We start from the raw sequence: 22,524 nt of genomic DNA, 5'->3' as shown, positions 1-22,524 counted from the left end.
CAGGGCCTGGCTGTTAACGCCGAGACCGGCATGATCGGCGCCGGTGGCGCCGGCGTGGGCTTCGGCTTCCTGGGCGGCATCGTCGGTGGCTTCCTCGCCGGTTATGTCATCCTGCTGCTCGAGAAGGTCTTTGCCGGTCTGCCCAAGAACCTGGACGGCCTCAAGGCTATCTTCCTGTACCCGCTGTTCTCGACCGCCATCGTCGGCCTGGTCATGCTCGGCATTTCCGGCCCCATGGCTGCCATCAACACCGCCATGATGGACTTCCTCAAGGGCCTGTCCGCCTCTGGCGCCGTTGTCCTGGGTCTTGCTATCGGCTGCATGTGCGCCTTTGACATGGGTGGCCCGGTCAACAAGGCTGCTTATGTCACCGGTACCGCTATGCTCACCGAGGCTCTGGCCGCCGGTGTTGGCACCGATACCTACAACTTCGGCACCAACTTCATGGCTGCCGTCTCCGCCGCCTGCATCGTTCCGCCGCTGATTACCACCTTCGCTGTCGTTGTCGGCAAGAAGTACTTCAGCCAGGAGGATCACGACGCCGGTGTCGTCAACCTCATCCTTGGTTGCACCCACATCACCGAGGGCGCCATTCCGTTCATGACCAAGAACATCTGGCCCGTCATGCCCATCATGATGCTCGGTTCCTCTATCGCTTCGATCCTGACCATTATGTTCAACGTTCACGATCCGGCGCCTCACGGTGGCTTCCTGGTCCTGCCCGTTGTCGAGAACGGTCCGCTTTGGGTCCTCGCGATCCTCATCGGCGCTGTGGTCGGTGGCATCCTGTTCGTGGCCTTCAAGAAGTACGACTTCGAGAAGAACCAGAAGGCCGCTCCTGCAGCCAAGCCCGTCGAGGCTCCCAAGGCCGCTGCCGTCGAGGCCCCCAAGGCCGAGGCCGCCGACTTCGTGAAGGTCGAGAATGTCTTTGTCGCCGAGGACTTCGCTTCTCGCGACGAGGCTCTGAGCTTCGTTTCCAACCAGGCTGTCAAGGCCGGTATCGCCAGCGACGCCGACGCCGTGATGAACGCCTTCCTGGCCCGCGAGGCCGAGGGCACCACGGGCATGATGGAGGGCTTCGCTATCCCGCATGCCAAGTCCGACGCCATTACCGAGGCTGCCGTCATCGTCGTCAAGGACGAGTCCGGCGTGACCGGTTGGGATACCATGGACGGCGCTCCCGTCAACGTGGCTATCGCCCTGCTCATCCCCGGTGCCCAGGCCGGCACTACGCACCTCAAGATCCTGTCCAAGGTTGCCGAGGCGCTCATGGACGAGGACTTCCGTGCCACCGTCAAGGGTTCCACCGACGCCGCCGAGATCGCCAAGACGATCAACGCCCGCCTGGTCTAATCCACCAGCTTGCGAATAACATCGCCCCCTGTATATAAGGTGGAGTCCCTCTCCAGGGCCTCCGCCTTTTTTTCTATCCCTCCCATAAGTTGCGGTGAAATAGGGACTGTTTAAACGATTCAACCCCAAATTCAGTCCCTATTTCACCGCAACTTATAAAAGGGTATAGAGGGGGCTACCTATCGAGTCTTTATCGCGAACAGTTCATCAGCCAGAATTCCGTTCGCACGATATTACTTTGGATCGACCGAGTTTCCGCAGCTTGCTCGCCGGGCGGGGCGATTAAGTTTGTCGCGAGTTCCGCACGCAAAGGAAAGCACTTAATGTGCTTTCCGTCTTGCGCGGGACTGTAGAGCAGCAAACTTAATCGCCCCGCCCGGCGAGCAAGCGGACGACAAACACATCTGTCCAACAATTCGCCCGAAACATAATGAAAAACCGTTTGATGTGAGTTAATATAAACAACGTCGTGAATCTGACTCCTGCCACATGCATGACAGGGGTTAAACACAAAAAGGAGTCAACTATGGTTTCTGAGAAGGCTACCCTCGTTAATCCTCAGGGTCTGCACATGCGTCCGGCTGGTCTGTTCGCCTCCACCATGGGCAAGTATGCCTGTGACGTGACGGTCGTCACCCCCGAGAAGGAGGTCAACGGCAAGTCCCCGATGGCCCTCATGGCTGCTGGTATCCCCTGCGGCACCGAGGTCGAGGTCAAGTGCGACGGCGCTGACGAGGCCGAGGCTCTGGCTGCTGCCATCGAGCTCATCAAGAGCGGTCTTGGCGAGTAGAACTCAAACGGGTCGCATGTTGAACAACTAAGTTCATATTTGGGGGCGCAGTGACCTGTTGTAAGGTAGCTGCGCTCTTTTGTCATGGATATGGCAAAACGCTTTATCACATGACACGGAGAGAGGAATGGGAATGTATCAGGGAGTCAACGCTTCCGAGGGCATCGGTATCGGCACCGTCATGGTCGCCGTCGATCCCGACTTGACGTTTGAGCCGCACGAGGTTGCTGATTCGGCAGCAGAGAAGGAGCGCTATCAGTCCGCTCTTTCGGTCTTCTGCGAGAAGACCCAGGCTCAGGCCGACCACATGAAGGAGACGGTGGGCGAGGCCGAGGCCGAGATCATGAGCGGACATATTGTCCTGGCTCAGGATCCGGGTATGACCGACGCCATCAACGCCGCCATTGACGGCGGTACCTGCGCCGAGCAGGCGCTCATGGACACCTCGACCATGTTCGAGAACATGTTCCTGTCCATGGACGACGAGATGTTCCGTCTGCGCGCGGCCGACATCGCCGACATCCGCACCGGTATTCTGGCCGAGCTGCTGGGCAAGGAGGTCGTCGACCTCTCCGTCCTGCCCGAGAACACCGTCGTTGTCGTGCATGACCTCACGCCGTCCATGACCGCCACGATCGATAAGGCCCACGTTGCCGGTATCGTCACCGAGACCGGTGGCCGCACGTCGCACTCCGCGATCATCGCGCGTGCCCTCGAGATCCCGGCTGTCCTTTCGGTTTCCAACAGCTGCACCGCGCTGCGCAACGGTATGACCGTTGTCGTCGACGGTGGCAAGGGTATCGTTGAGGCCGATCCCGACGAGGAGACGCTCGCTGCCTACACCGCCAAGGCCGAGGCCTTCGCTGCCGAGAAGGCAGCCCTCGAGGCCTTCCGTGGCAAGCCGTCCGTGACTGCCGATGGCATCAAGAAGATCATTGCCTGCAACATCGGTAACCCTGATGACGTGCCCAACGCGCTCGATCACGATGCCGAGGCCATCGGTCTGTTCCGCTCCGAGTTCCTGTTCATGGACTCTGCCGAGCTTCCTTCCGAGGAGGAGCAGTTCAACGCCTACCGTAAGGTCGCCAGCGCGCTCAAGGGTGCTCCGGTCATCATCCGTACGCTCGATGTGGGTGGCGACAAGGAGATTCCGTATCTGCATATGGTCAAGGAAGACAACCCCTTCATGGGCTTCCGCGCCGTGCGTTACTGCCTGGCCAATCCCGACCAGTACAAGGTTCAGCTCCGCGCTCTGCTGCGCGCTAGCGCCTTCGGTGACGTCAAGATTATGATCCCGCTCGTCACCTGCGTCGAGGAGGTCTTGGCTGTCAAGGAGCTCGTCGAGCAGTGCAAGGCCGAGCTGACCGAAGAGGGTCGCAAGTTCAACGAGAACATCGAGGTCGGCATCATGGTCGAGACGCCCGCCGCTTCGCTGCTCGCAGACCGTCTTGCCGAGGTTGCCGACTTCTTCTCCATCGGCACCAACGACCTGATCGGCTACACCATGTGCGCCGACCGTGGCAACGACACCATCTCCAACCTGTACCAGGTGTACTATCCCGCCGTGCTCCGCTCGCTCAAGAACATCATCGAGAGCGGCGTGAAGGCCGGCATCATGGTCGGTATGTGCGGCGAGGCCGCTGCCGATCCGCTGCTCGAGCCGCTGCTGATCAGCTGGGGCCTGGAGGAGTTCTCGATGAGCGCTCCGTCGATCCTGCGCGCCCGCAAGACCATCAGCCAGTGGACCAAGGCCGAGTGCGACGAGCTCGCCGAGAAGGCACTCGCCTGCAACACCGCCGCCGAGGTCAAGGCACTGCTCGAGTCCGCTGCTCGCTAATTTGGTATCAGAGGTAACCGCGTGGTTGGAATGGGCCGGCCACGCGGCCCTCACATATACAGGGGGTACTGTAAATGTTCTACACGCTAACCGCTAACCCGGCTGTCGACATGACGGTTTCGAGCTCTCCGCTCGAGCCCGACGAGAACGTCCGCACCGGCTCGGCCAGCTACACGGCTAACGGCAAGGGCCTCGACGTGTCCTTCGCCTTTAAGAAGATGGGCGTCGACACCGTCGCGCTCGGCTTCTTCGCTGGCTTCACGGGCAAGTTCATCGTCGAGGAGGTCATGAACCTGGGTTGCCTCTGCCGCCCGGTCTGGACCGACGGTATCACGCGCATTAACACCTACGTCAACGATGGCCAGCACGAGTACGGCATCCTGAACCCGGGTGCTCCGATCACGCCGCAGCACCAGGAGGAGCTCTACAACATCCTGGACACCGCGGGCGATCTCGAGTGCCTGATCGTTTCCGGCTCCGTGCCTCCCAAAGCTACGCCTGACTTCCTGGCTCAGGTCATGGAGCACGCTCAGGCCCGTGGCGCCGACGTCGTCCTGGACCTGTCCTCCGATAAGCTCAAGGAGCTCGCTCACAAGAAGCCGCTGCTCATCAAGCCGAACCATCACGAGATGAAGGCCATCTTCGGCGTGCCGGTTGACACCGACGACGAGGTCCGCGTTGCCATGAAGATGGCTCACGACGCCGGCGTTCAGAACGTGCTGCTCACCCGTGGTAGCCGCGGCGACGCTTACTTCTCCAACGGCGAGGACATCTGGTACGCCAAGCGTGAGTTCAACATCAAGCTGGTCTCTTCCGTCTGCGCCGGCGACTGCACCCTCGCTGCGTTCCTGCACAAGTGGTACAGGGATCGCGACAACGTCGAGGAGGCCATGAAGCTCGCTATGGCCACCGGCGCCAACGTTGCCGAGTCCGTCGGCATTGGCGACTTTGGTCACGTCGACGAGTACAGCAAGCGCGTTGCTGTACGCAAGCTCGATCGTCAGTAATCGAAACGCGACATCTTCGTGCGCATGCGGCGCCCCGGTTTCGGCCGGGGCGCCTTTTTGTTCCGCCAGGGGGGGGGGGAGGTGTCCTGCCGTACTTCATCGCTTCCACACCGTTCACCGAGTTGTCCTAGTCTTTTGTCGATGTGTGGAATATACTTTCATTAACACGTTGCTTCGTGAAAGGAACATTCATGATTTACACGCTCACTGCAAATCCCGCCATTGACTACAACATCGCCTGCGACGGTCTTGACGCCAACACCGTCACGCGTACCCGCAACGCCGTCTACACGCCCAACGGCAAGGGCCTCAACGTCTCGTTTACGCTTGACCACTACGGTGTCGACACCACGATCCTGGGCTTTTTCGCCGGTTTCTCGGGCGAGTTTATCGTTAAGGGCGCCGAGGCCCTGGGAGTGCCCGTCAAGCCCGTGTGGACCGACGGCATCACGCGTGTCAACGTGTTCCTCAACGCCGGCCCCGACACTGAGTACAACATGGTCAACGCCGGTGCCGCCATCAACGAGGTTAACGAGCAGGAGATGTTTGACCTTATCGATTCGCTCGAGGACATGACCTGCCTGGTCATCAGCGGCTCGCTGCCTCCCAACACTTCCGAGGGCTTCCTGGCCGAGGTCCTGCGCCGCGTCAAGGCCAAGGGGGCCGAGTTCGTCCTCGACATCTCGAGCCATCAGCTGGCAGACCTCATTGCCATGGAGCCGCTGCTGATCAAGCCCAATGACGATGAGCTGCTCGATATCTTTGGCATTAAGGTGAGCGGTGGCGACGATGAGTCCGTCAAGGGCGCTATGGCTGAGCTTCATGCCAAGGGCGCCAAGAACGTGCTGCTGACCCTCGGTGGCGCCGGTGCGTACTTCTCCAACGGCGAGCATATCTGGTTTGCCAACCGCACCTTTGAGGTCAAGCTGTTGTCGACGGTGTGCGCCGGCGATTCCTCGCTCGCTGCCTTCCTGTCCGTGTGGCATGACGCCCCCGAGCGCGTCGAGGACGCCCTGCGCCTGTCGATGGCCACCGGCGCCAACGTGGTCGAGTGCCCCGGTTTGGGCGATTTTGCCAAGGTGGACGAATATAAGAAGCACATCGAGGTTCGCCAGGTCTGCTAGCCGCATCGATACATCGTTGCCGAACACCCGCTTTGGATTACCAAGGCGGGTGTTTTTTGCGCGCTGAACATATGTGGTGTCTGCTGTCTCGTTTTATCTAATCAACGACGCGATTGCGTGTGCGCGCTTTCTCGTTTCTTGTTAGACTTCTTGAGAACCATCGATTAACGCTCACAAGTGCAGGAGGCCATAGGCATGTGCAATGTTTCGCTCAACGGTACACAACCGTCCGATGCGTCCCTACGCGTCCTGCGCGCGCTTGAGGCGGCTGGTCTTGAGGCTTGGTACGTGGGCGGTTGGGTGCGCGACGCCCTGATGGGGTGCCCCAGCCACGATGTTGATATGTGCTGTAGCGGCCTGTGGCAGGAGTCCAAGGCGGCACTCGAGGCCGCCGGCATCGTGGTTGTGGAGTCGGGTATTAAATTTGGCGGAATCACGGCTATTTCCGATGGCGAGCGTATCGAGGTCACCACGTACCGTCTGGATGGCTTCTATACCGATGGGCGCCATCCTCAGAGCGTCGAGCGCGCCGCCTCGCTCGAGGACGATCTGGCGCGCCGCGACTTTACCGTCAACGCCATGGCCTGGCATCCCGAGCGCGGGCTTGTCGACCGCTACGACGGCCAGGGTGACTTGGAGCGCAAGCTGATTCGCGCTGTCGGCGATCCCAGGCGTCGCTTTAACGAGGACGCCCTGCGCATGCTGCGCGCGGTGCGCTTTGCCTGCCGCCTGGACTTTATGATTGAGCCCGAGACCAAGCGTGCGCTTGCCGAGTGCGCGCCGCTGCTCGATGCCGTAGCGCGCGAGCGTGTGGGTATTGAGCTCGAGGGCATTCTTTCGACCGGTCACGGGGGAGACGCCATGTTGCGCTACCCTGAGCTCATCTGCGCCGCTGTGCCCGAGTTGGCAGCGGGTCGCGGGTTTGATCAGCGAAGTGTCTATCATGCGTTTAACGTCTACGAGCATATCGCCCGTGTGCTGACGGTGGCAGGGGAGCTGGCGCTGTGCGACGGCGTCGCGCCATCGTCGAGCCTTATGTGGGCGGCGTTTTTGCACGATGTCTCCAAACCCGAGTGCTTTACGGTCGATCACGCCGGCAGCGGACACTTCTACGGTCATCCCGAGCTCGGCGCCAAGAAAGCGCGCGTCATTATGGATCGCCTGGCACTCTCGCACGACCTGGTGCGCGACGTTTGCCTGCTCATCAAATATCACGATAAGCCGCTGCGCCCCGAGCGCTCCTGCCTGCTCAATATGATGCGCGCGCTTTCGGGTGAGGGCGTCGACACGGCCCGCCTGATTGACGAGCTCATGGACCTCAAGCGTGCTGACACGCTTGGCAAGGCCCCATCGTGCTTCTATTACGTTGAGACAATCGAGGAAATGCGCGCGCTGGCGCACGAGCTACTGGAGGCGGAGGAGCCCTATACGCTCAAGATGCTCGCCGTCAACGGCGGCGACCTGATCCGTGCCGGAGTCAAGCCCGGGCCGGAACTGGGTCGGCTTCTCAACTCCGCCCTCGATGCCGTTATCGATGACAACATTCCCAACGAGCGCGAAGCTCTTTTGGTCCATCTCAACTTGAATTAGCTACCTATTTGACCTGCGTGTTCCATAACCTGCCGACAATTTTTCGGCAATTTGGAATTTCTTCTTGCGCTGACGTTTTTTGTCCCGTAATATATTTCCTCGCAGCACGGCAGTGCAGATGTCATGTGGCCCGTTCGTCTAGCGGTTTAGGACGCCGCCCTCTCAAGGCGGAGATCACCAGTTCGAATCTGGTACGGGCTACCACGCATCTGATACCCGGACTTCCTATGGAAGGCCGGGTTTTTTATTTTAAACAACCGTCTGCAATTCCCGTTTGAACCTGAGCTTTGCGTTCTGCCTATGGCCCTTACGGGTACAATATCCAAGATATTTTGACTGTTAGAAGGAGTCTCATGACGGAGTCCTCTCAGCATACGTCTAAGCCCCAGGTCGAGGTTGAGGCCTCGGGCGGAGATGACAATAAGAGCGCACGCCGCGGCGCCATCTTTATCGGCGTCGTGCTGGTGGGTTATATCGTCTATCTGGTGGTAACCGGGCAGATGGGGCAGTTCTGGGCCGCAATGTCGAGCGTCCAGGCGCCATGGCTCGTTGTCGCGTGTCTCTGCATGTTCATGTATCTGTTCTTTGGCATTGTGGCCTATGCGATCGCCGTCTGGCTCGACCCATATTCGCCCGTCGGTATTCGCGACCTCATTTCGGTCGAGGCGAGCGGCATCTTCTTTGGCAACCTTACGCCCATGATGATGGGCTCGACTCCCGCCCAGATCTACCGCCTGACCAAAGCGGGCCAAAACGTCGGCGAGGCCGGAGCCACGCAGTTCACGCGCTTTATCGTGTACCAGTTTGGACTCGTTGCCTGGGGCGCTATCCTACTGCTTGCTCGCATGCCGTTTTTTGCCGAGCGCTATGGCGACATGACGCTGCTGTGCGTCTTTAGCTTTGGTGGACACTGCTGCATCTTGCTTGGCATCTTCGCCGTCGCGCTCATGCCTAAGACCGTCACGCGCGTCGCCCATTGCATCATTAATTGGCTCGAGCGCATAGGCGTCTCGTCCACTAAGATCGAGGGATGGCGCACGTTTGTCGATGGCGAGATCTACTCGTTCTCCGAGAAGTTCAAGTTTTCGGCTGGCCACTTTTCGTCCATGCTGCTCACGGTGGTCATCACCATGCTGCAGCTCGCGTTTTTCTACCTCGTGCCGTATTTCCTGATGCTTGCCTTTGGCCACCACGAGGTCGACTTTTTCTCGGTCATGGCCGCGAGCGCCTTTGTCCAGCTGCTGAGCTCTGCGGTCCCCCTGCCCGGTGGAACTGGTGGCGCTGAGGGCGGCTTTGCATTGTTCTTGGGTCATTTCTTTGGGTCGGCTTCGACCGCTGGCTATCTGCTGTGGCGCCTCATTACGTTTATTGCGCCGACCATTTTGGCTGCGCCCCTGCTGGGCCTTAAGAGCGCCCACAACGAGAGCATCCATGCGCGCTGGGATCGCGTGATGCGCAAGCTCGGCCGCACGCCTCAGACGCCCTCTGCGCCCACTAAGCCGCACCCCACGAATGCTGTTACCGTTGATCCCAAGAAGCGCGCTCAGAAGGCTTCTGGGACCGCTAAGCCGGCTCATAAAGCCTATGTGCGCCAGACAGGCGATGGTATTCGCGTATCTCCGTCGGCACTCAATAAGAAGAAGCATCCCAAGTCGCAGTAGGGCAGTCGTGCGTTCTTCATGATGCGGGGCATATTTGTGCTGTATGGGGGATAATCCTCTTACGTAGATTATCTCTCATCTGTTGATGAATGCTCGCATATCGAAGGGACACGCCCATGGCAACCAGCAAACCGCGTCTTGACCGCCGCATCGTTCGCAGTCGTAATGCCATCCTTTCCGCTTTCGAGCGCCTGCTCATGGAAAAGCCGCTGGCAGACATTACGGTGAGTGCCATCGCGCGCGAGGCCAATGTCGACCGCAAGACCTTTTACGTTCACTTTGGTACGGTTGATGGCCTGCTCGATGCCATTGCCGTCGATGTGGTGGAGATGATTGTCGACTCGGTCGAGAAAACGCTTGCTTCCATGGACGGCGACACCAATGAGCGCGCTCTTGGCGCGGCGGCGACCTTCTTTAAAACCGTTAACGAGGCACTGTGCAACAACTTGGTGCTCAATCGTCAGCTGATCGAGAACATTCCGCTCGATGATTTTATGGCTCGTCTTCGTGCGCCGCTCGAGCACGAGATTGCCGAGCGCGATCTGCTGCCTCAAGGTCTCAAGGACGAGATGTTCGACTACTATTTGGCGTTTTTGCTATCGGGTATTATCGGTATCTATCGCACGTGGGCGCTGTCTGACGGCTCGGTTCCTATCGAGCGTGTCTCGGAGGTTGCTAACGACCTCACGCTCAACGGCCTGTCGAGTCTGGAATCTCGCTTCGAATAGCATCGATAATTCAACAACTTAAAGAAGTTGCGGTGGAATAGGGATTGTTTTGGTTATTGGAAGGCCGATCTAGTCCCTATTTCACCGCAACTTAGGAAAACTGTTTTGATGGTAAGGCGGAGCAGCCTCGAAGATGAGCCTCGAGACTGCTCCGCTTCATTTCTGAGCGTTTGTCGTGTAGGGCAGCATTAATCGCTGTTTTTGAGTATGCGGCCCTGTTTTTCGAACTTGTGCATGTCGCTATCGGCCATGCCCTGCGACTTGTCCTCGTGACGCTTGGCGTATAACGGATCGTCGGAGTCGTTCCAGATGCGGTCGGCGACAGGTGACCATGCCTCGGCGGCAGCCTGGGTCTTTTCGCGCAGCTGCTCGGGTGACTCCTTCTCGATTAGGTCGGTGCTCATTGCGCCACTCTCGGCGACCAGTTTAGGCAGCACGTCGGGATTCTCGAGCATGGGGCATGGTTTGAGGTAGTTGTCGTTAAACGGCATGTTCTCGTAGTACTTCATAAAGAGGGGAGAGCGCAGCGCGTCGAGTAAGCTCACATCGTGGATGTTGGCGTTTGAGTAGTGGATGAACACGCACGGCTCCACGTCTCCGGCGGCGTTGATGTGCAGGTAGCGGCGGCCGCCGGCGATACATCCGCCTACAAACTCGCCATCGTTTTGAAAGTCGAGCGTAAACAGCGGTTTCTTCTCGCGCATTTCACGGATAAAGTGATACATGTGCTCGCGCTGCTTGGGCGTGGGCATGAGCTCGGGGGTTGCGTTGCGGCCAACCGGCATAAAGTGGAAGTACCAGCAGAAGAGTGCTCCCTCGCCGATCATCCAGTCCATGTTCTCCTCGGTAGCAACCGTATCGGCATTGGCGCTGGTCCAACAGGTGGAGATACCAAACGGCAAGTCGCGCTCGCGCAGGAGTTTCATGGCGTGCTCGATCTTTGCGTAGGTACCTTCGCCGCGGCGGGCGTCGGTTGTGTGCTCATTGCCCTCGGCGCTGATGGCGGGGACAAAATTACCTACGCGAATCATGTCGTCGCAGAAGGCCTCGTCGATCAGCGTGGAGTTGGTAAAGCAGAGAAACACGCAGTCCTGATGTTTTTCGCAAATTCTGATCAGGTCGTGCTTGCGGACGAGCGGCTCGCCGCCGGTATAGATGTAGATATGCGTACCGAGCTCTTTGCCCTGTGTAACGATAGAGTCGATGTCTTCGAACGAGAGATTCTGCTTGTAGCCGTACTCGGCGGCCCAGCAGCCCGTGCAATGCAGGTTGCAGGCGCTCGTGGGATCGAGCAGGATGGCCCACGGAACGTTGCACTGGTACTTTTCGCGGTTCTTTTCCTGCTCTGGCCAAGCAAGCAGGTTGGCGTCGACAATGAGGGTCTTAAGCAGTTTGGTTCGCATCTGGGGATTAAGGCTGAACGCACGCATGATCAGGTCATACCAATTGCCGCGGCTCTTGATGACATTGGTGAATGCCTCTCGCTGTACAGGAAATACGCGATTGGGGACCAGCTTGTTCACGAGGTCCATGATTTTGTCGATGTTTTCTTGCGGGTTGTCGTCGAGATAATCGATGAGCTTGTTAAGCGCTGCACGCTCTGCTGACTGTGTAAGCGACATGGGTATATCCTTTCACGTGTGCTTAATGTGTGATAATACCCACTTGTAGATTAAACGAAGTCTAAAGATTTGGAATGTGTCTATTCAACGAATCAATTTAATTTGGGGTGAAGCGTTGTACGCCGACACCTTCTAAGTTGCGGTGAAATAGTGTCAGATGGGGATGCGGACGATTTCTTGGGCCGCGCCTAGGCGTATCCATTGGAATCCTCCGATGCGCCTTCGCACGCTCGCATGACCTCGATACCATGTGAGCGTGCGAACTCGACGAGCTCTGCGTTGCGGGCGTTTATGGTGCCGAAGGCGGCGGGGCACACGATAAGGCGCGCGCAGTGGACGAGGAGCTCTTTGGCGCGGGCTATGGTTTTATCCCCGATCGGCTCGAAGGCGCGCTCGGCCACGCATTCCGTCGCCAGGTCGCGCGCGAGCTCGCAGTCGATGTCCCCTTCGTGCAGAACGCCCGCGTAGAACGCCTTGCCCTGCCGGATGAGCTGGCGAAACACAGCCGACCCCGTACCTGCGCCGGCGATGACGAACGTGTGTGCATCGCCGTGTGGGCGCCCAATTTCCACGCTGCCGAAGCGCTCGTTGAAGGTGCCATGTTGAAGGCCGTAGAGCTCGCCAATCGTCTCGCGCGTGAATATGTCCTCGGGTGCGCCGGCGCGGAAGACCCGGCAGTCCTTCACGCAAATCACCTTGTCGGCGCTTTTCTGCGCGAGCTCGAGTTCGTGTATGGACATGATGACAGCAACATTCCGCGATTTCGCAAGGTGGCGAAGTATTCGCAGCAGGTCGATCTGGTAGCGGATATCGAGATGCGACGTGGGCTCATCGAGCACGAGCACACGCGGATCCTGCGCGATGGCGCGTGCGAGCATGACGCGCTGGCGTTGCCCGTCGCTTATCTGCATGAAGTCGCGCTCGGCGAGCCCTTCCACATGTGCGGTTTTCATGGCCTCGTCGACCCGATTATGGTCATCGGGCGTGAGTGTGCCCATTCGCCCGGTGTAGGGATGCCTTCCCGCCTCTACGATATCGCGGCAGGTGAGGAGCTCGGTCCGGGGGCGATCTGTCAGCATAACGGCAAGGTTCCTTGCGAACTCCGCCGTCTTCCATCGGGAAATCTCCCGCCCGTCGAGCTCGACCGTGCCGGCAAGCGGTGCCAGATGGCGTGTGATTGTTTTCAAGATGGTCGACTTGCCCGAGCCGTTCGGCCCGATGAGCGCCACGACGTCGCCCGCGCGAACCTCCAGATCGACGCCTTCGACTACGACCTTCTTGTCGTAGCCCGCCGACAGGTCGCTTATGCGGAAAAGCGGTGCTCCGTCAGCCTGCGTTTCGACCGGGGTTTCGAGGCTCGACTCCCCTCCGAGCGTTTTGGGCCGCGGCACGAATTCCCCCATCTACCTCACCCGCTTCTTCAGCATGAGCGCGATAACCACCGGCGCGCCGAAGATGGCAGTGACGGCGCTGATGGAAAGCTCGACGGGAGAGAACAGCGTGCGCGCGATCAAATCGCAACCCGCGCAGAAGATGGCGCCTCCCAAGAAGCACGCAGGAATCACGCGGATGGGCTTCGACGACTTCAGCGCCGACTTCACGAGATGCGGAACCGCGATGCCTACGAACGACACCGGACCAGCGAACGCGGTCACGCAGGCGGAGAGCATGCTCGCTAGAAGGACGAGCACCACGCGGAAGCGTGCGACGTTCACGCCGACGCTTTTCGCGTAGGCTTCTCCCAGCTGGAAGGCGGAAAGGGGCTTCGATATCGCGAATACGCATGCGCTCACGGTGATCACCACGACCACGATGACCGCGATGTCGTCCCAGCTCGAACCCGAGAAGCTACCCAAAGACCAGTTGTGCAGGTTCACGATGGACTGGTCGTCGGCGAAGGCGATGAGAAAGTTCGTCGCCGCCGAGCAGATGTATCCCACCATGACGCCCGCCACGATGAGCATGGCCATGGAACTTATGCGCCGTGCGATGAGGAGCACGAAGCCGATGGTGATAAGCGATCCCAGAAACGCTGCGGCCACCATGGCCGGCGAGGACATGGCCTGGTTCGCGCCCAGAAGCACGATCATCGTAAGCGCGACGACGAACTTTGCGCCCGAGGAGACGCCCAAGATGAACGGGTCGGCGATGGGGTTGTTGAAAAACGTCTGTAGCAGGAACCCGGAGAGCGAAAGTGCCCCGCCGAGAAGCACGGCTGAAAGCACGCGCGGCAGGCGAATCTCCCAGATGACTTGGCTTTCCATGGAATTGGCCGCGCCGCCCGAAAGGATGCCGGGGATGTGGTCTGCGGGCACGAGCACGCTCCCGATGCACAGGTTGGCCCCGACGAGCACGATGAGGGCAACAGCGAGCAGCGCCGTCACGACGCGACACCGTGCGACGCGCCCCGATTCGTCGTATGCCATGGAAAGTCGGCTTCTCATGACGCTAGCCAAGCTTCCTCAGATAATGGAAGTCGCTCGCGTCATCGCCGGTGAACGCCCCGTGCAGCTCGTCGATAATGTCGGCGGTAGAAGTCATCTGCTGGTACATGTCGGCGCTTGTGACCCAGACGTTGCCGTTCTTCACGGCTTTGAACTGCGACAATAGCGCGTTTTTGCTTACGAAGTCGTTTAAGGTGGCAACCGATTCGTCGATGGTGCCGTTGTAGACGATGATGTCGGCATCCTTCGCCGTCGCGTAGAAGCGCTCCATTTCGAGCGTTACTGACGAACCTGACGTCGACGCCGTCTGCGCGTCATCGAGCGCGTAGTTGCCGCCTGCAAGCTCGATCATCTGCGCCACGTAGTCGCCCGCCCGCCGCGTGACGGCGGCCCCGTTCGAGTTAATGTAGAAATACGCCACGGTTTTACCTGACGACGCAAGCCTCGACGTTTGCTCGACGCGGGCCTTCTGCTCGTTGAACAGGTGCGCGGCCTCGTCTTCCTTGTCGAACAGGACGCCGAAAAGCTTAATCCACTCGACGCGCCCGAGTGCTTCGGGCTCGCTCGACGACTGTTCGGTGAGCACGACGAGTCCGAGCTTCTGCAGCTTTTCCTTCACATCGGGCGTGTGGTTGATCATAGTGTTCTCGATGGCGAGCGTGCAGCCCGAGGCCGATATTCGCTCGTAGTCGGGCGCGCTGTACTTGCCGCCGTAGGCGATCGCCCCACTTTCGAGCGCGCTTTTGAAGCCCGCGACCGAGCAATCGTCGGCCTTCGTGCCCGACATAATGATACTGTCGTTCGCATCGAGCGCGTCGACCAGGCACATCGTCGCCGACGACACGAGGTACACCTTGTCGGCGGGGCGCCTTATGACCGCGATGTCGGAGCTCAACCCATCAGGTACCTTTGCATTTTGCGGCACCACGAGGAAGCGCTCCCCGTTCGAAATGCAGATAAGCCGCAAGCCGCCTTCGAACTCGTCGACAGTGAAGTGCTTGGCGTATTCAAGCTGAAGCGCCCCCGTCGGCTCCCAGCCGCAGCCCAAATCAGCGTTGTGGAAGTCGGCCGCGGCGCTTGAAGCCGTTCCCGCAGGGGAGCCGCCGCTTGCATCGTCGCCCGATTTCTCCTTCATGGTGGATGAGTCGAAGTGGAGCGTGTAGTCGATGGTGTGCGGCGTCGACATGGCGACGGTCTCGGCCGACACGGCGATGTCCTCGTCGAGCGTGACGGGTATCTCGAACGTGGAGTTGCCGCCGTCGTTTACGGGCGCGTAGTCCACGCCGTCGACGGTCATTTTGTCGTAGTTCGAACTCGACCAGGTGATGGTCGCGGTGTAGGTGTCGCCATCCTTCACAATTGTGGTGGGTGAGGCGATGCTTGCGCGCCCTGACCCGCCGGAGAGCGAGACGCTCACAGTGTATTCCTGAGAGCCTGCCGTGCCACCGGTCGCGTTCGGGCTCGCACTGCACCCCGCGAAGGGAAGCGCGAACAGGGCGACGAGAACGCAGGCGATCGCGCGCACCGCGATGCTGCGACGCTTCCTGCTTTCCCCCTTGGGAAGAATCGACCGCATGGCGTTACTTCAGTGCGTCGGCGCGCAGATCGACGCCGGCGGATTCGAACACGAGCGTGCGGTCGTACCACTGCTCTTTTCTAATACTCCACGCGGCGCAGGCGGTGTCCTCGTCGAGCGCTTCAACGGGCACGTCGTAGGTGTACTTGCCTTCCGCGTTTTCCACATAGGGGATGAAGTCGGCCTCGCTCGCGGCGGCAGCCTCGTCGCCCGTGCCCATGAAGAGCTTGCCGTAGCCCGTGCCGGAAAGCGTCATCACGCAGTGCATGGAGCCGTTTTCCACGATGAGCTGGGCGTCCACAATCCTGAACATGTTCGAGCTGGAATCTACGGTGATCGGATAGGTGCCGTCGGCCACCTTGTCGGCGGTGATGGGGGCAGCGCTTGCGCCCTCGGGCGCATCGGCCGCCTGTTCGGTCTTTTCCTGGGAATCGGCATCGCTTGCCTTTGCGCTGTCGATTGAATTTCCGCCGCAGCCGGCGAGCGAGAACGCGAAAAGCGCCGCTGACAGGGCGAAGGCGAGGGTTTTCTTCAACATGGAGGGGGTTCCTTTCAATCGCTTCGACCGCCCGCGCCGTGCGGTGGGCGGGCGGGATGCGAATGCAACGGGCATGCGCCGTCAGTCGGGGAAGGCGCATGCCCGTTGCACGGGGACGCGACCGGCGCCCCCGTGCGCGGCGAGTTTACAGCTTGGCGATGGCGTCGTCCACGTGCGCGACGTAGATGTCGTCGACCGCGACGTTCTGTCCCAGACCCTGGAGCAGGCACGTCACTTCGAAGCCGGCGGCCACGAACTTCGCAGCCCAGCTGTCGGGGTCGGTCTCGTCTGCCATGTCGTTGTTCGCGTGGTCGCCCGCGACCACCATGAACGGCGCGAGCACGGCCTTCTTGTAGCCTGCGGCGCTCGCGGCGGCGATAACATCCTCGCAGGTCGGTTCAGCCTCGACGGTGCCGACGAAGAACTGCGTCAAGCCCTCGTTCTTAAACACTTCCTGCATCTTGGCATAGTCGGCGTTGGAATCGGCTTCGGTGCCGTGGCCCATGAGGCACAGCGCCGTCTTGCCGTCGTCGAAGGACGCCATGTTCTCCTTAATGGCTGCGGCCACCTTCTTGTAGTCGTCGTCGGAGGTGAGCAGCGGGTCGCCGAGCGAGATCTTGTCGAACTTGTCAGCGTACTTGTCGAGCTCGTCTTTCACGTCGGCGTATTCCAGGCCAGCCATGAGATGCGTCGGCTGCACGACGATTTCCTTCACGCCGTCTTCCACGCAGCGGTCGAGCGCCTCGGTCATGTTGTCGATCGTGATGCCGTCGCGCTTCTTCAGCTTGTCGATGATGATCTGCGCGGTGAAGGCGCGGCGGATGTCGTAGTCCTGCCAGTACTTCTCACGGATAGCGTCTTCGATGGCGCCGATGGTGATGTGGCGCGAGTCGTTGTAGCTCGTGCCGAAGCTCGTGACGAGGATGACCGGCTTCACGGCCTTCTCCTTTTCGCTCGATTTCTCGGAACTCGCGGAGGTGTTGGAGCAGCCCGCGAGCGCGATTCCGGCGAGCGCGACGGCTCCGGTTGCCGCGGCGCCCATGAAGCCGCGGCGTGACATCTGTTCGGACATGGTTTTTCCTTTCCTCGGTTTGCCGGTCCCCCGGCGACAGTTGCTTGTCGGCACAAGCGAAAGAAAAGCGCACCCCTCGGGGTTCACAAGGAGCTAACGCCACGGCGATGCCGTGAGGAAAAGGCGAAGCAGTCTGGCTTGGGGCGTGAGGCGGTTCGCCCGCGCGTCCTATACAGTAATGTCCCTTGCCCAGGATTCCCACCTGGTTCCCTCCGCAAGCCAGCGCGGGCTGTGCGGGCGCCGCGCCGGTCATTTCCTTTTATCCGATTGTCATATGCTCGTTGCCGAATCTTTTACTATGATAGTGGGCACTTGTGAACGTGTCAAAGCCAGGGCGGGCGGCATTGCGCCTTCTGCCTGCGTATTTGCGCCGATTGTCGCCGCAGGCGCCGTGTTTTGCCTGCTGCGCGAATGGCGGCGTAAACGGTTGCGATGAGAAACGGGAAGGGAAGGCTCGGATGATTCATATCGTTGGCGCAGGCTCGGGCGCCGCCGACCTTATCACGCTTCGCGGGGCGCGTCTTCTGCGCGCGGCCGACGTGGTCGTTTGGGCGGGGAGCCTTGTGAACCCCGAGCTGCTCGCCGAGTGCAAGGAATCCTGCGTCGTCTACGACAGCGCGCACATGACCTTGGAGGAAGTGCTCGACGTGATGTGCGCGGCGGATGCGCGGGGCGAGGAAGTGGTGCGCCTGCACACGGGCGACCCGTGCCTGTACGGCGCCATCCAGGAGCAGATGGACGCACTCGACGCGCGCGGCGTGGACTACGAGGTGGTGCCCGGCGTGTCGAGCTTTTGCGGTGCCGCGGCGGCGCTTCGCCAGGAATACACGCTGCCGGGAATCAGCCAGTCGGTCGTGATCACGCGGCTTTCCGGGCGCACCCCCATGCCCGCGGGCGAGGGCATGCGCACCATGGCGGAAAGCGGCTCGACTATGGTCATCTTCCTGAGCTCGGGTATGCTCGCCGAGCTTTCCGCCGAGCTTTTGGCTGCGGGCCGCAGCTCCGACGAGCCGGCGGCGCTCGTGTACAAGGCGACCTGGCCTGAGGAGCGCGTGGTGCGATGCACAGTGGGCACGCTCGCCGATGCGGGCGCGCGAGAGGGCATCGACCGCACGGCGCTCGTGGTGGTGGGCCGCGTGCTCGGAGCTCGCGGCAGGCTTGCACACAACGGCGCGCAAGCGGAGTCGTACGAGCGCAGCAAGCTTTACGACCCTTCGTTTTCCACGGGGTATCGGAAGGCGAGCAGCTAGCGTGGCCTTCGAGCACTACATATATACCGGGACGACCCGCCTGCGCTGCGGCTACACCACGGGGAGCTGCGCCGCGCTCGCGGCGAAGGCGGCCTGCGAGATGCTCTTGTCACGAAAGCCCGTCGGCCTCGTGTCGATCGTCACCCCCGGCGGGCTGCCCGTCGAGGCGAACGTGGTCGACGCATGCATCGGCGAGGGGTGCGCCCAGTGCGCCGTGCGAAAGGACGCAGGCGACGATGCCGATGTGACTGACGGCGTACTCGTGTACGCGCACGTGGAACATGCGGGGTCGGGCACGGGTGCTGCGGGCAGCAAGGACGTGCCCGCGCGCGAATCGGAAGTTTCCGTCGATGGCGGCGTGGGCGTGGGGCGCGTGACATTGCCCGGGCTCGAGCAGCCGGTGGGGGCGGCCGCCATCAACGCGACGCCGCGCGCGATGATTACTTCGGCGGTGCGTGAGGTGTGCGCCGCGCACGGCTTTTCTGGAAACATTGCTGTGACGATTTCGGTACCCGAGGGTGTGGCCCTTGCCGAAAAGACCTTCAACCCGCACCTGGGGATAGAGGACGGCATCTCCATCCTGGGAACGACGAGCATCGTCGAGCCGCGCAGCCTCGCTGCCTTGCGCGACAGCATCGAGCTCGAGATCCGGCAGCATGCGGCTATGGGGCGGCGCGGAGTCGTGCTCACGCCCGGCAACTACGGCGGGCAGTTCATCTCGGGGCATTTCCACCTAAACGGTGCGCCGGTGGTCTTCATCTCCAACTTTGTGGGCGATGCGATTGATTGCTGCGTTCGCGAGGGATTCACCAATGTCCTTCTTGTGGGACACATCGGCAAGTTGGTGAAGGTCGCGGGCGGCATCATGGACACCCATTCGCGTACCGCCGACTGCCGCGCGGAGATTCTGGCCGCCCACGCGGCCATGGCCGGCGCGGGCGCGAAGACCGTGCGCGAGATCATGTCGTCCGTCACGACCACGGCGGCGCTCGAGGTAATCGAGGCCGCCGGCGTTGGGGACGCTGCGCGCGCCTCGCTCGCTGCGGCAATCGAGGACAGGTTGCGCCGCCGCGCGGCGGGCGCATGCGACATCGCCGTGGTCGTGTTCGACGCCGAGCGCCGCGAGCTTTTCCGCACGTCGGGCGCCGATGCAGTTATCGGGAAATTGGGGGCGACGTATGAGTAAAGGCGTTCTGTACGGGGTGCGCCGTGCAATCGGCTGGCCGGGGACGAAGGTGGTCATGAAGGCGCGCCGCTCGCTTGCGGACACGAAATGCATCCTTCGCGAGGAGGGCGCCTTCGACGGTGCCGAGCTTGTAGAGGACTGTGGGCTTCCGGGCGAGCGCGTGTACCGCTCGCTCGACGATGTGCCCGATCGGGGCAGCTACTTCTCGACGATGGTGGTGCGCTAGATGAGGGTTTCCTGCATAGCGTTCACTGAGAGGGGGTATGCGTTGGCGGTGCGCACCGCACACGCGCTTTCCGATTGCGCGCAGACAGGTGAAGACGACCCTGGCTGGGACGTTTCCGTTTCGCGCGGGTTCGGCGAGGGGAAGGCCGACCTGCGCGCATGGACGGCGCTCGCGTGGGAAGCGTCGGACGCGCTTCTGTTCGTGGGCGCGGCGGGCATCGCCGTGCGGGCGATCGCGCCGTATGTCGCCTCGAAGGCAAACGATCCCGCGGTTGTGGCGATCGACGAGGCGGGGCGCTTTGCCGTCCCGCTTTTGTCGGGGCATTTGGGCGGTGCGAACGAGCTTGCGCAAACTGTGGCACGCGCGGCAGGGGCCATCCCCGTCATCACCACGGCGACCGACGTCCGCGGCGTGTGGGCGGTGGATACGTGGGCGCGCTGTGCGGGGCTCGCCGTTTCGAATCCCGAGGCCATCAAGCGAGTGTCGGCGCGGCTGCTTTCGGGCGGGCGCGTGGCGCTCTATTCCGACATGCCGATTTCGGGACAGCCGCCTGAGGGGGTTGACATTGCGTCCGACCGCGCTCGGGCCGATATCGTCGTGTCGCCGTTCGCTGGCGCGAATGCAGGTGCGTCCGTTTGTGCGGCGGAGACAACGGGCGAGGTCGTGCCCGCCGGTGAGACGGGGAAGCCGGCGGGCGTGCGGGCGCAGGCGCCTGCGCCCGAGCCGCTTCGCCTTGTCGTGCCCTGCATCGTTGCGGGCATAGGATGCCGTCGCGGTGCGTGCGCCGAAGCGATCGAGGAGGCGTTTCTTCTCGCGTGCGGGCAGGCGGGTATCTCGCCTTCGGCCGTGCGCGAGGCGGCGACGATCGACGTGAAGGCGCACGAGGAGGGTCTGCTCGCCTTCTGCCGCGCGCGCAATATCCCGCTTGCGACGTATTCCGCAGAGGAGTTGTCGCAGGTCGAAGGCAGCGTTTCGCCATCTGATTTCGTGCGCGCGACGGTGGGGGTCGACAACGTGTGCGAGCGGGCAGCGCTCGCGGAGGGGGGCAAACTTATCTTCCCGAAGCTCGCTCACGGCGGCGTGACCGTCGCGTTTTCCAAGGTAACTATTAAACTTTCGTTTAAGGAGCGGTGATGGGAAAGCTCTTCGTGGTGGGAATCGGCCCGGGCGGCCCCGACGGCATGACGATTGCGGCTCGGCGTGCGCTCGAGGCGTCCGACGTCGTTGTGGGTTACACGAAATACGTGGAGCTCGCGCTCGCCGCCGTGCCCGACGCGGCGCATCTCGCGACGCCGATGATGCACGAGGTCGAACGGTGCCGCCTTGCGCTTTCGCGCGCGCAGAGTGGAGAAGCCGTGGCGCTCGTGTGCAGCGGCGACGCGGGCGTGTACGGCATGGCGAGCCCCGTGCTGGAGCTTGCGGAGGACTACCCCGATGTAGACGTGGAAGTTATCGCCGGGGCCACCGCGGCTCAGAGCGGGTCGGCGGTGCTCGGCGCCCCGCTTGCCCACGACTTCGCGGTCGTGTCGCTCTCCGACCTGCTCACGCCATGGGAGGTCATCGAGCGCAGGCTCGCCGCCGTGGCGAGCGCCGACTTCTGCATCTGTTTGTACAACCCGCGCAGCAGAAAGCGCGCCGACAGGCTCTCACGCGCGGCGAAGATTATGCTCGAATGGAAGGCCCCCGACACGCTCTGCGGCTGGGTACGCAACATCGGGCGCGAGGGGCAGCAGTCGGGCATGTGCAGGCTCTCCGAGCTGGGGGAGATCGACGCCGACATGTTCACCACCGTGTTCGTCGGCAACGCGGACACGAAGCTCGTAGGCGGCCGTATGGTCACGCCGCGCGGGTATCGGGAGATTCCATGCGAAAGGTAACGATCATCGGGGCGGGGCCCGGAAACCCCGACTTGCTCTCGCGCGCGGCGCTCGACGCGATCGACATCGCCGACGTGGTCATCGGCGCTCATCGCGCGCTTGCCGGCATCGACGTGCCGCCCGACGTGGTGAGATGCGAGCTCGTGAAGACGGCGGACATCGTCGCCGCGCTCACCGATGCGGCGTCGTGGCAGCGCGCCGTGGTCGTGATGACGGGCGATGTGGGGCTGTTCAGCGGCGCGCGCCGCCTGGTGGAGGCGCTCTCCGGCGACGCGCAGGTGGACGTGCGCATCATTCCCGGCATAAGCTCAGCGTCGTATCTCGCCGCGCGCCTCGCGCGTCCATGGCAGGATTGGCGCTTCGCGAGCGCTCACGGCGTGGCGTGCGACATCGTGGCCGAGGCCGAGCGCTCAGGCGAGCTCTTCCTCGCCACGTCGGGCGGGGACGACCCCTCGCGGCTTTCGGGCGAGCTTGTGCAGGCGGGCTTCGGGGACGCGCGCGTGACGGTGGCCGAGCGCCTGTCGTACCCCAACGAGCGCATCACCTGCGCGACCGCAAGTGAAATCGCAGGTCAGACGTTCGACGACTTGAACGTGATGCTTATCGAGTTCGCAGGCGGCGCCGGGTCGCCTGTGGGCTCTAG

20 protein-coding genes and 1 tRNA gene are annotated in these 22,524 nt (G+C 61.6%); 15 read left to right on the top strand and 6 right to left on the bottom strand.

Annotation, left to right across the window (positions count from 1 at the left end):
• The 9 genes from ABG996_RS09780 to ABG996_RS09740 all read left to right on the top strand — a co-directional run.
• Nucleotides 1-1,353 (top strand): fructose-specific PTS transporter subunit EIIC (locus tag ABG996_RS09780; RefSeq protein WP_347500982.1); only part of this gene is annotated, 1,353 nt, incomplete at its 5' end.
• Between the two features lie 526 nt (nt 1,354-1,879).
• Nucleotides 1,880-2,143: an HPr family phosphocarrier protein gene (locus ABG996_RS09775; protein ID WP_022094575.1), complete on the top strand. Its 264-nt coding sequence runs from the start codon at nt 1,880-1,882 to the stop codon at nt 2,141-2,143.
• 133 nt (nt 2,144-2,276) lie between these two features.
• A complete protein-coding gene (gene ptsP, locus ABG996_RS09770) occupies nt 2,277-3,980 on the top strand; it encodes a phosphoenolpyruvate--protein phosphotransferase (protein WP_035138206.1) in 1,704 nt (567 codons plus the stop codon).
• Between the two features lie 74 nt (nt 3,981-4,054).
• On the top strand, nt 4,055-4,987 hold the full coding sequence (locus tag ABG996_RS09765; protein WP_006233969.1) for a 1-phosphofructokinase family hexose kinase: 933 nt from the start codon (nt 4,055-4,057) through the stop codon (nt 4,985-4,987).
• A 191-nt stretch (nt 4,988-5,178) separates the two neighbouring features.
• On the top strand, nt 5,179-6,111 hold the full coding sequence (locus tag ABG996_RS09760) for a 1-phosphofructokinase family hexose kinase (protein WP_347479761.1): 933 nt from the start codon (nt 5,179-5,181) through the stop codon (nt 6,109-6,111).
• A gap of 195 nt (nt 6,112-6,306) precedes the next feature.
• Nucleotides 6,307-7,701 carry a CCA tRNA nucleotidyltransferase gene (locus ABG996_RS09755; RefSeq protein ID WP_347479760.1) on the top strand — a complete coding sequence of 465 codons (1,395 nt, stop codon included), beginning with the start codon at nt 6,307-6,309 and terminating at the stop codon, nt 7,699-7,701.
• A gap of 127 nt (nt 7,702-7,828) precedes the next feature.
• Nucleotides 7,829-7,905: transfer RNA gene (locus tag ABG996_RS09750), tRNA-Glu, on the top strand.
• Between the two features lie 149 nt (nt 7,906-8,054).
• Nucleotides 8,055-9,362: a lysylphosphatidylglycerol synthase transmembrane domain-containing protein gene (locus ABG996_RS09745; RefSeq protein WP_347479082.1), complete on the top strand. Its 1,308-nt coding sequence runs from the start codon at nt 8,055-8,057 to the stop codon at nt 9,360-9,362.
• Between the two features lie 116 nt (nt 9,363-9,478).
• Nucleotides 9,479-10,090: a TetR/AcrR family transcriptional regulator gene (locus ABG996_RS09740; protein ID WP_117746330.1), complete on the top strand. Its 612-nt coding sequence runs from the start codon at nt 9,479-9,481 to the stop codon at nt 10,088-10,090.
• Between the two features lie 188 nt (nt 10,091-10,278).
• Here the strand turns inward: ABG996_RS09740 and ABG996_RS09735 are convergent, their stop codons facing one another.
• From ABG996_RS09735 to ABG996_RS09710, 6 genes are all read right to left on the bottom strand, one after another.
• Nucleotides 10,279-11,712 (bottom strand): radical SAM protein, encoded by a 1,434-nt coding sequence (locus tag ABG996_RS09735; RefSeq protein WP_347479084.1) that lies wholly within the window; start codon nt 11,710-11,712, stop codon nt 10,279-10,281.
• A gap of 188 nt (nt 11,713-11,900) precedes the next feature.
• Nucleotides 11,901-13,103: an ABC transporter ATP-binding protein gene (locus ABG996_RS09730; protein ID WP_347479086.1), complete on the bottom strand. Its 1,203-nt coding sequence runs from the start codon at nt 13,101-13,103 to the stop codon at nt 11,901-11,903.
• 12 nt (nt 13,104-13,115) lie between these two features.
• The gene (locus ABG996_RS09725) at nt 13,116-14,138 is read right to left on the bottom strand and encodes a FecCD family ABC transporter permease (RefSeq protein ID WP_347479088.1); all 1,023 of its coding nucleotides are present in this window, start codon (nt 14,136-14,138) and stop codon (nt 13,116-13,118) included.
• Nucleotides 14,139-14,160: 22 nt separating this feature from the next.
• Nucleotides 14,161-15,732, bottom strand: coding sequence for an ABC transporter substrate-binding protein (locus ABG996_RS09720; RefSeq protein ID WP_347479090.1), 1,572 nt, complete (start codon nt 15,730-15,732; stop codon nt 14,161-14,163).
• Between the two features lie 4 nt (nt 15,733-15,736).
• Complete coding sequence (locus tag ABG996_RS09715; RefSeq protein WP_035138217.1) at nt 15,737-16,270, bottom strand: hypothetical protein; 534 nt, start codon at nt 16,268-16,270, stop codon at nt 15,737-15,739.
• Nucleotides 16,271-16,415: 145 nt separating this feature from the next.
• A complete protein-coding gene (locus ABG996_RS09710) occupies nt 16,416-17,342 on the bottom strand; it encodes a sirohydrochlorin cobaltochelatase (protein WP_347479091.1) in 927 nt (308 codons plus the stop codon).
• Between the two features lie 458 nt (nt 17,343-17,800).
• On the opposite strand from ABG996_RS09710, the gene cobM reads away from it, so the two are divergent.
• From cobM to cbiE, 6 genes are all read left to right on the top strand, one after another.
• Nucleotides 17,801-18,592, top strand: coding sequence for a precorrin-4 C(11)-methyltransferase (cobM, locus tag ABG996_RS09705; protein WP_347479093.1), 792 nt, complete (start codon nt 17,801-17,803; stop codon nt 18,590-18,592).
• Between the two features lies 1 nt (nt 18,593).
• On the top strand, nt 18,594-19,778 hold the full coding sequence (gene cbiD, locus ABG996_RS09700; protein WP_347479095.1) for a cobalt-precorrin-5B (C(1))-methyltransferase CbiD: 1,185 nt from the start codon (nt 18,594-18,596) through the stop codon (nt 19,776-19,778).
• Nucleotides 19,771-20,004 (top strand): SAM-dependent methyltransferase, encoded by a 234-nt coding sequence (locus tag ABG996_RS09695; protein ID WP_347479096.1) that lies wholly within the window; start codon nt 19,771-19,773, stop codon nt 20,002-20,004. Before cbiD ends, ABG996_RS09695 begins: the two co-directional genes overlap by 8 nt.
• Nucleotides 20,005-21,138 (top strand): cobalt-precorrin 5A hydrolase, encoded by a 1,134-nt coding sequence (locus ABG996_RS09690; protein WP_347479098.1) that lies wholly within the window; start codon nt 20,005-20,007, stop codon nt 21,136-21,138. It begins immediately after the preceding gene.
• On the top strand, nt 21,138-21,881 hold the full coding sequence (cobJ, locus tag ABG996_RS09685) for a precorrin-3B C(17)-methyltransferase (RefSeq protein ID WP_055310656.1): 744 nt from the start codon (nt 21,138-21,140) through the stop codon (nt 21,879-21,881). Before ABG996_RS09690 ends, cobJ begins: the two co-directional genes overlap by 1 nt.
• Nucleotides 21,869-22,524, top strand: a 656-nt coding sequence (cbiE, locus tag ABG996_RS09680) for a precorrin-6y C5,15-methyltransferase (decarboxylating) subunit CbiE (protein ID WP_347500981.1), incomplete at its 3' end; no start/stop codon positions are given. The genes cobJ and cbiE, both read left to right, overlap by 13 nt.

The organism is Collinsella aerofaciens, from assembly GCF_039836695.1.
GTDB classification, from domain to species: domain Bacteria; phylum Actinomycetota; class Coriobacteriia; order Coriobacteriales; family Coriobacteriaceae; genus Collinsella; species Collinsella aerofaciens_BD.
Note: the sequence above shows the minus strand (reverse complement) of the source record. Positions and strands in the feature narration are given on the sequence as shown.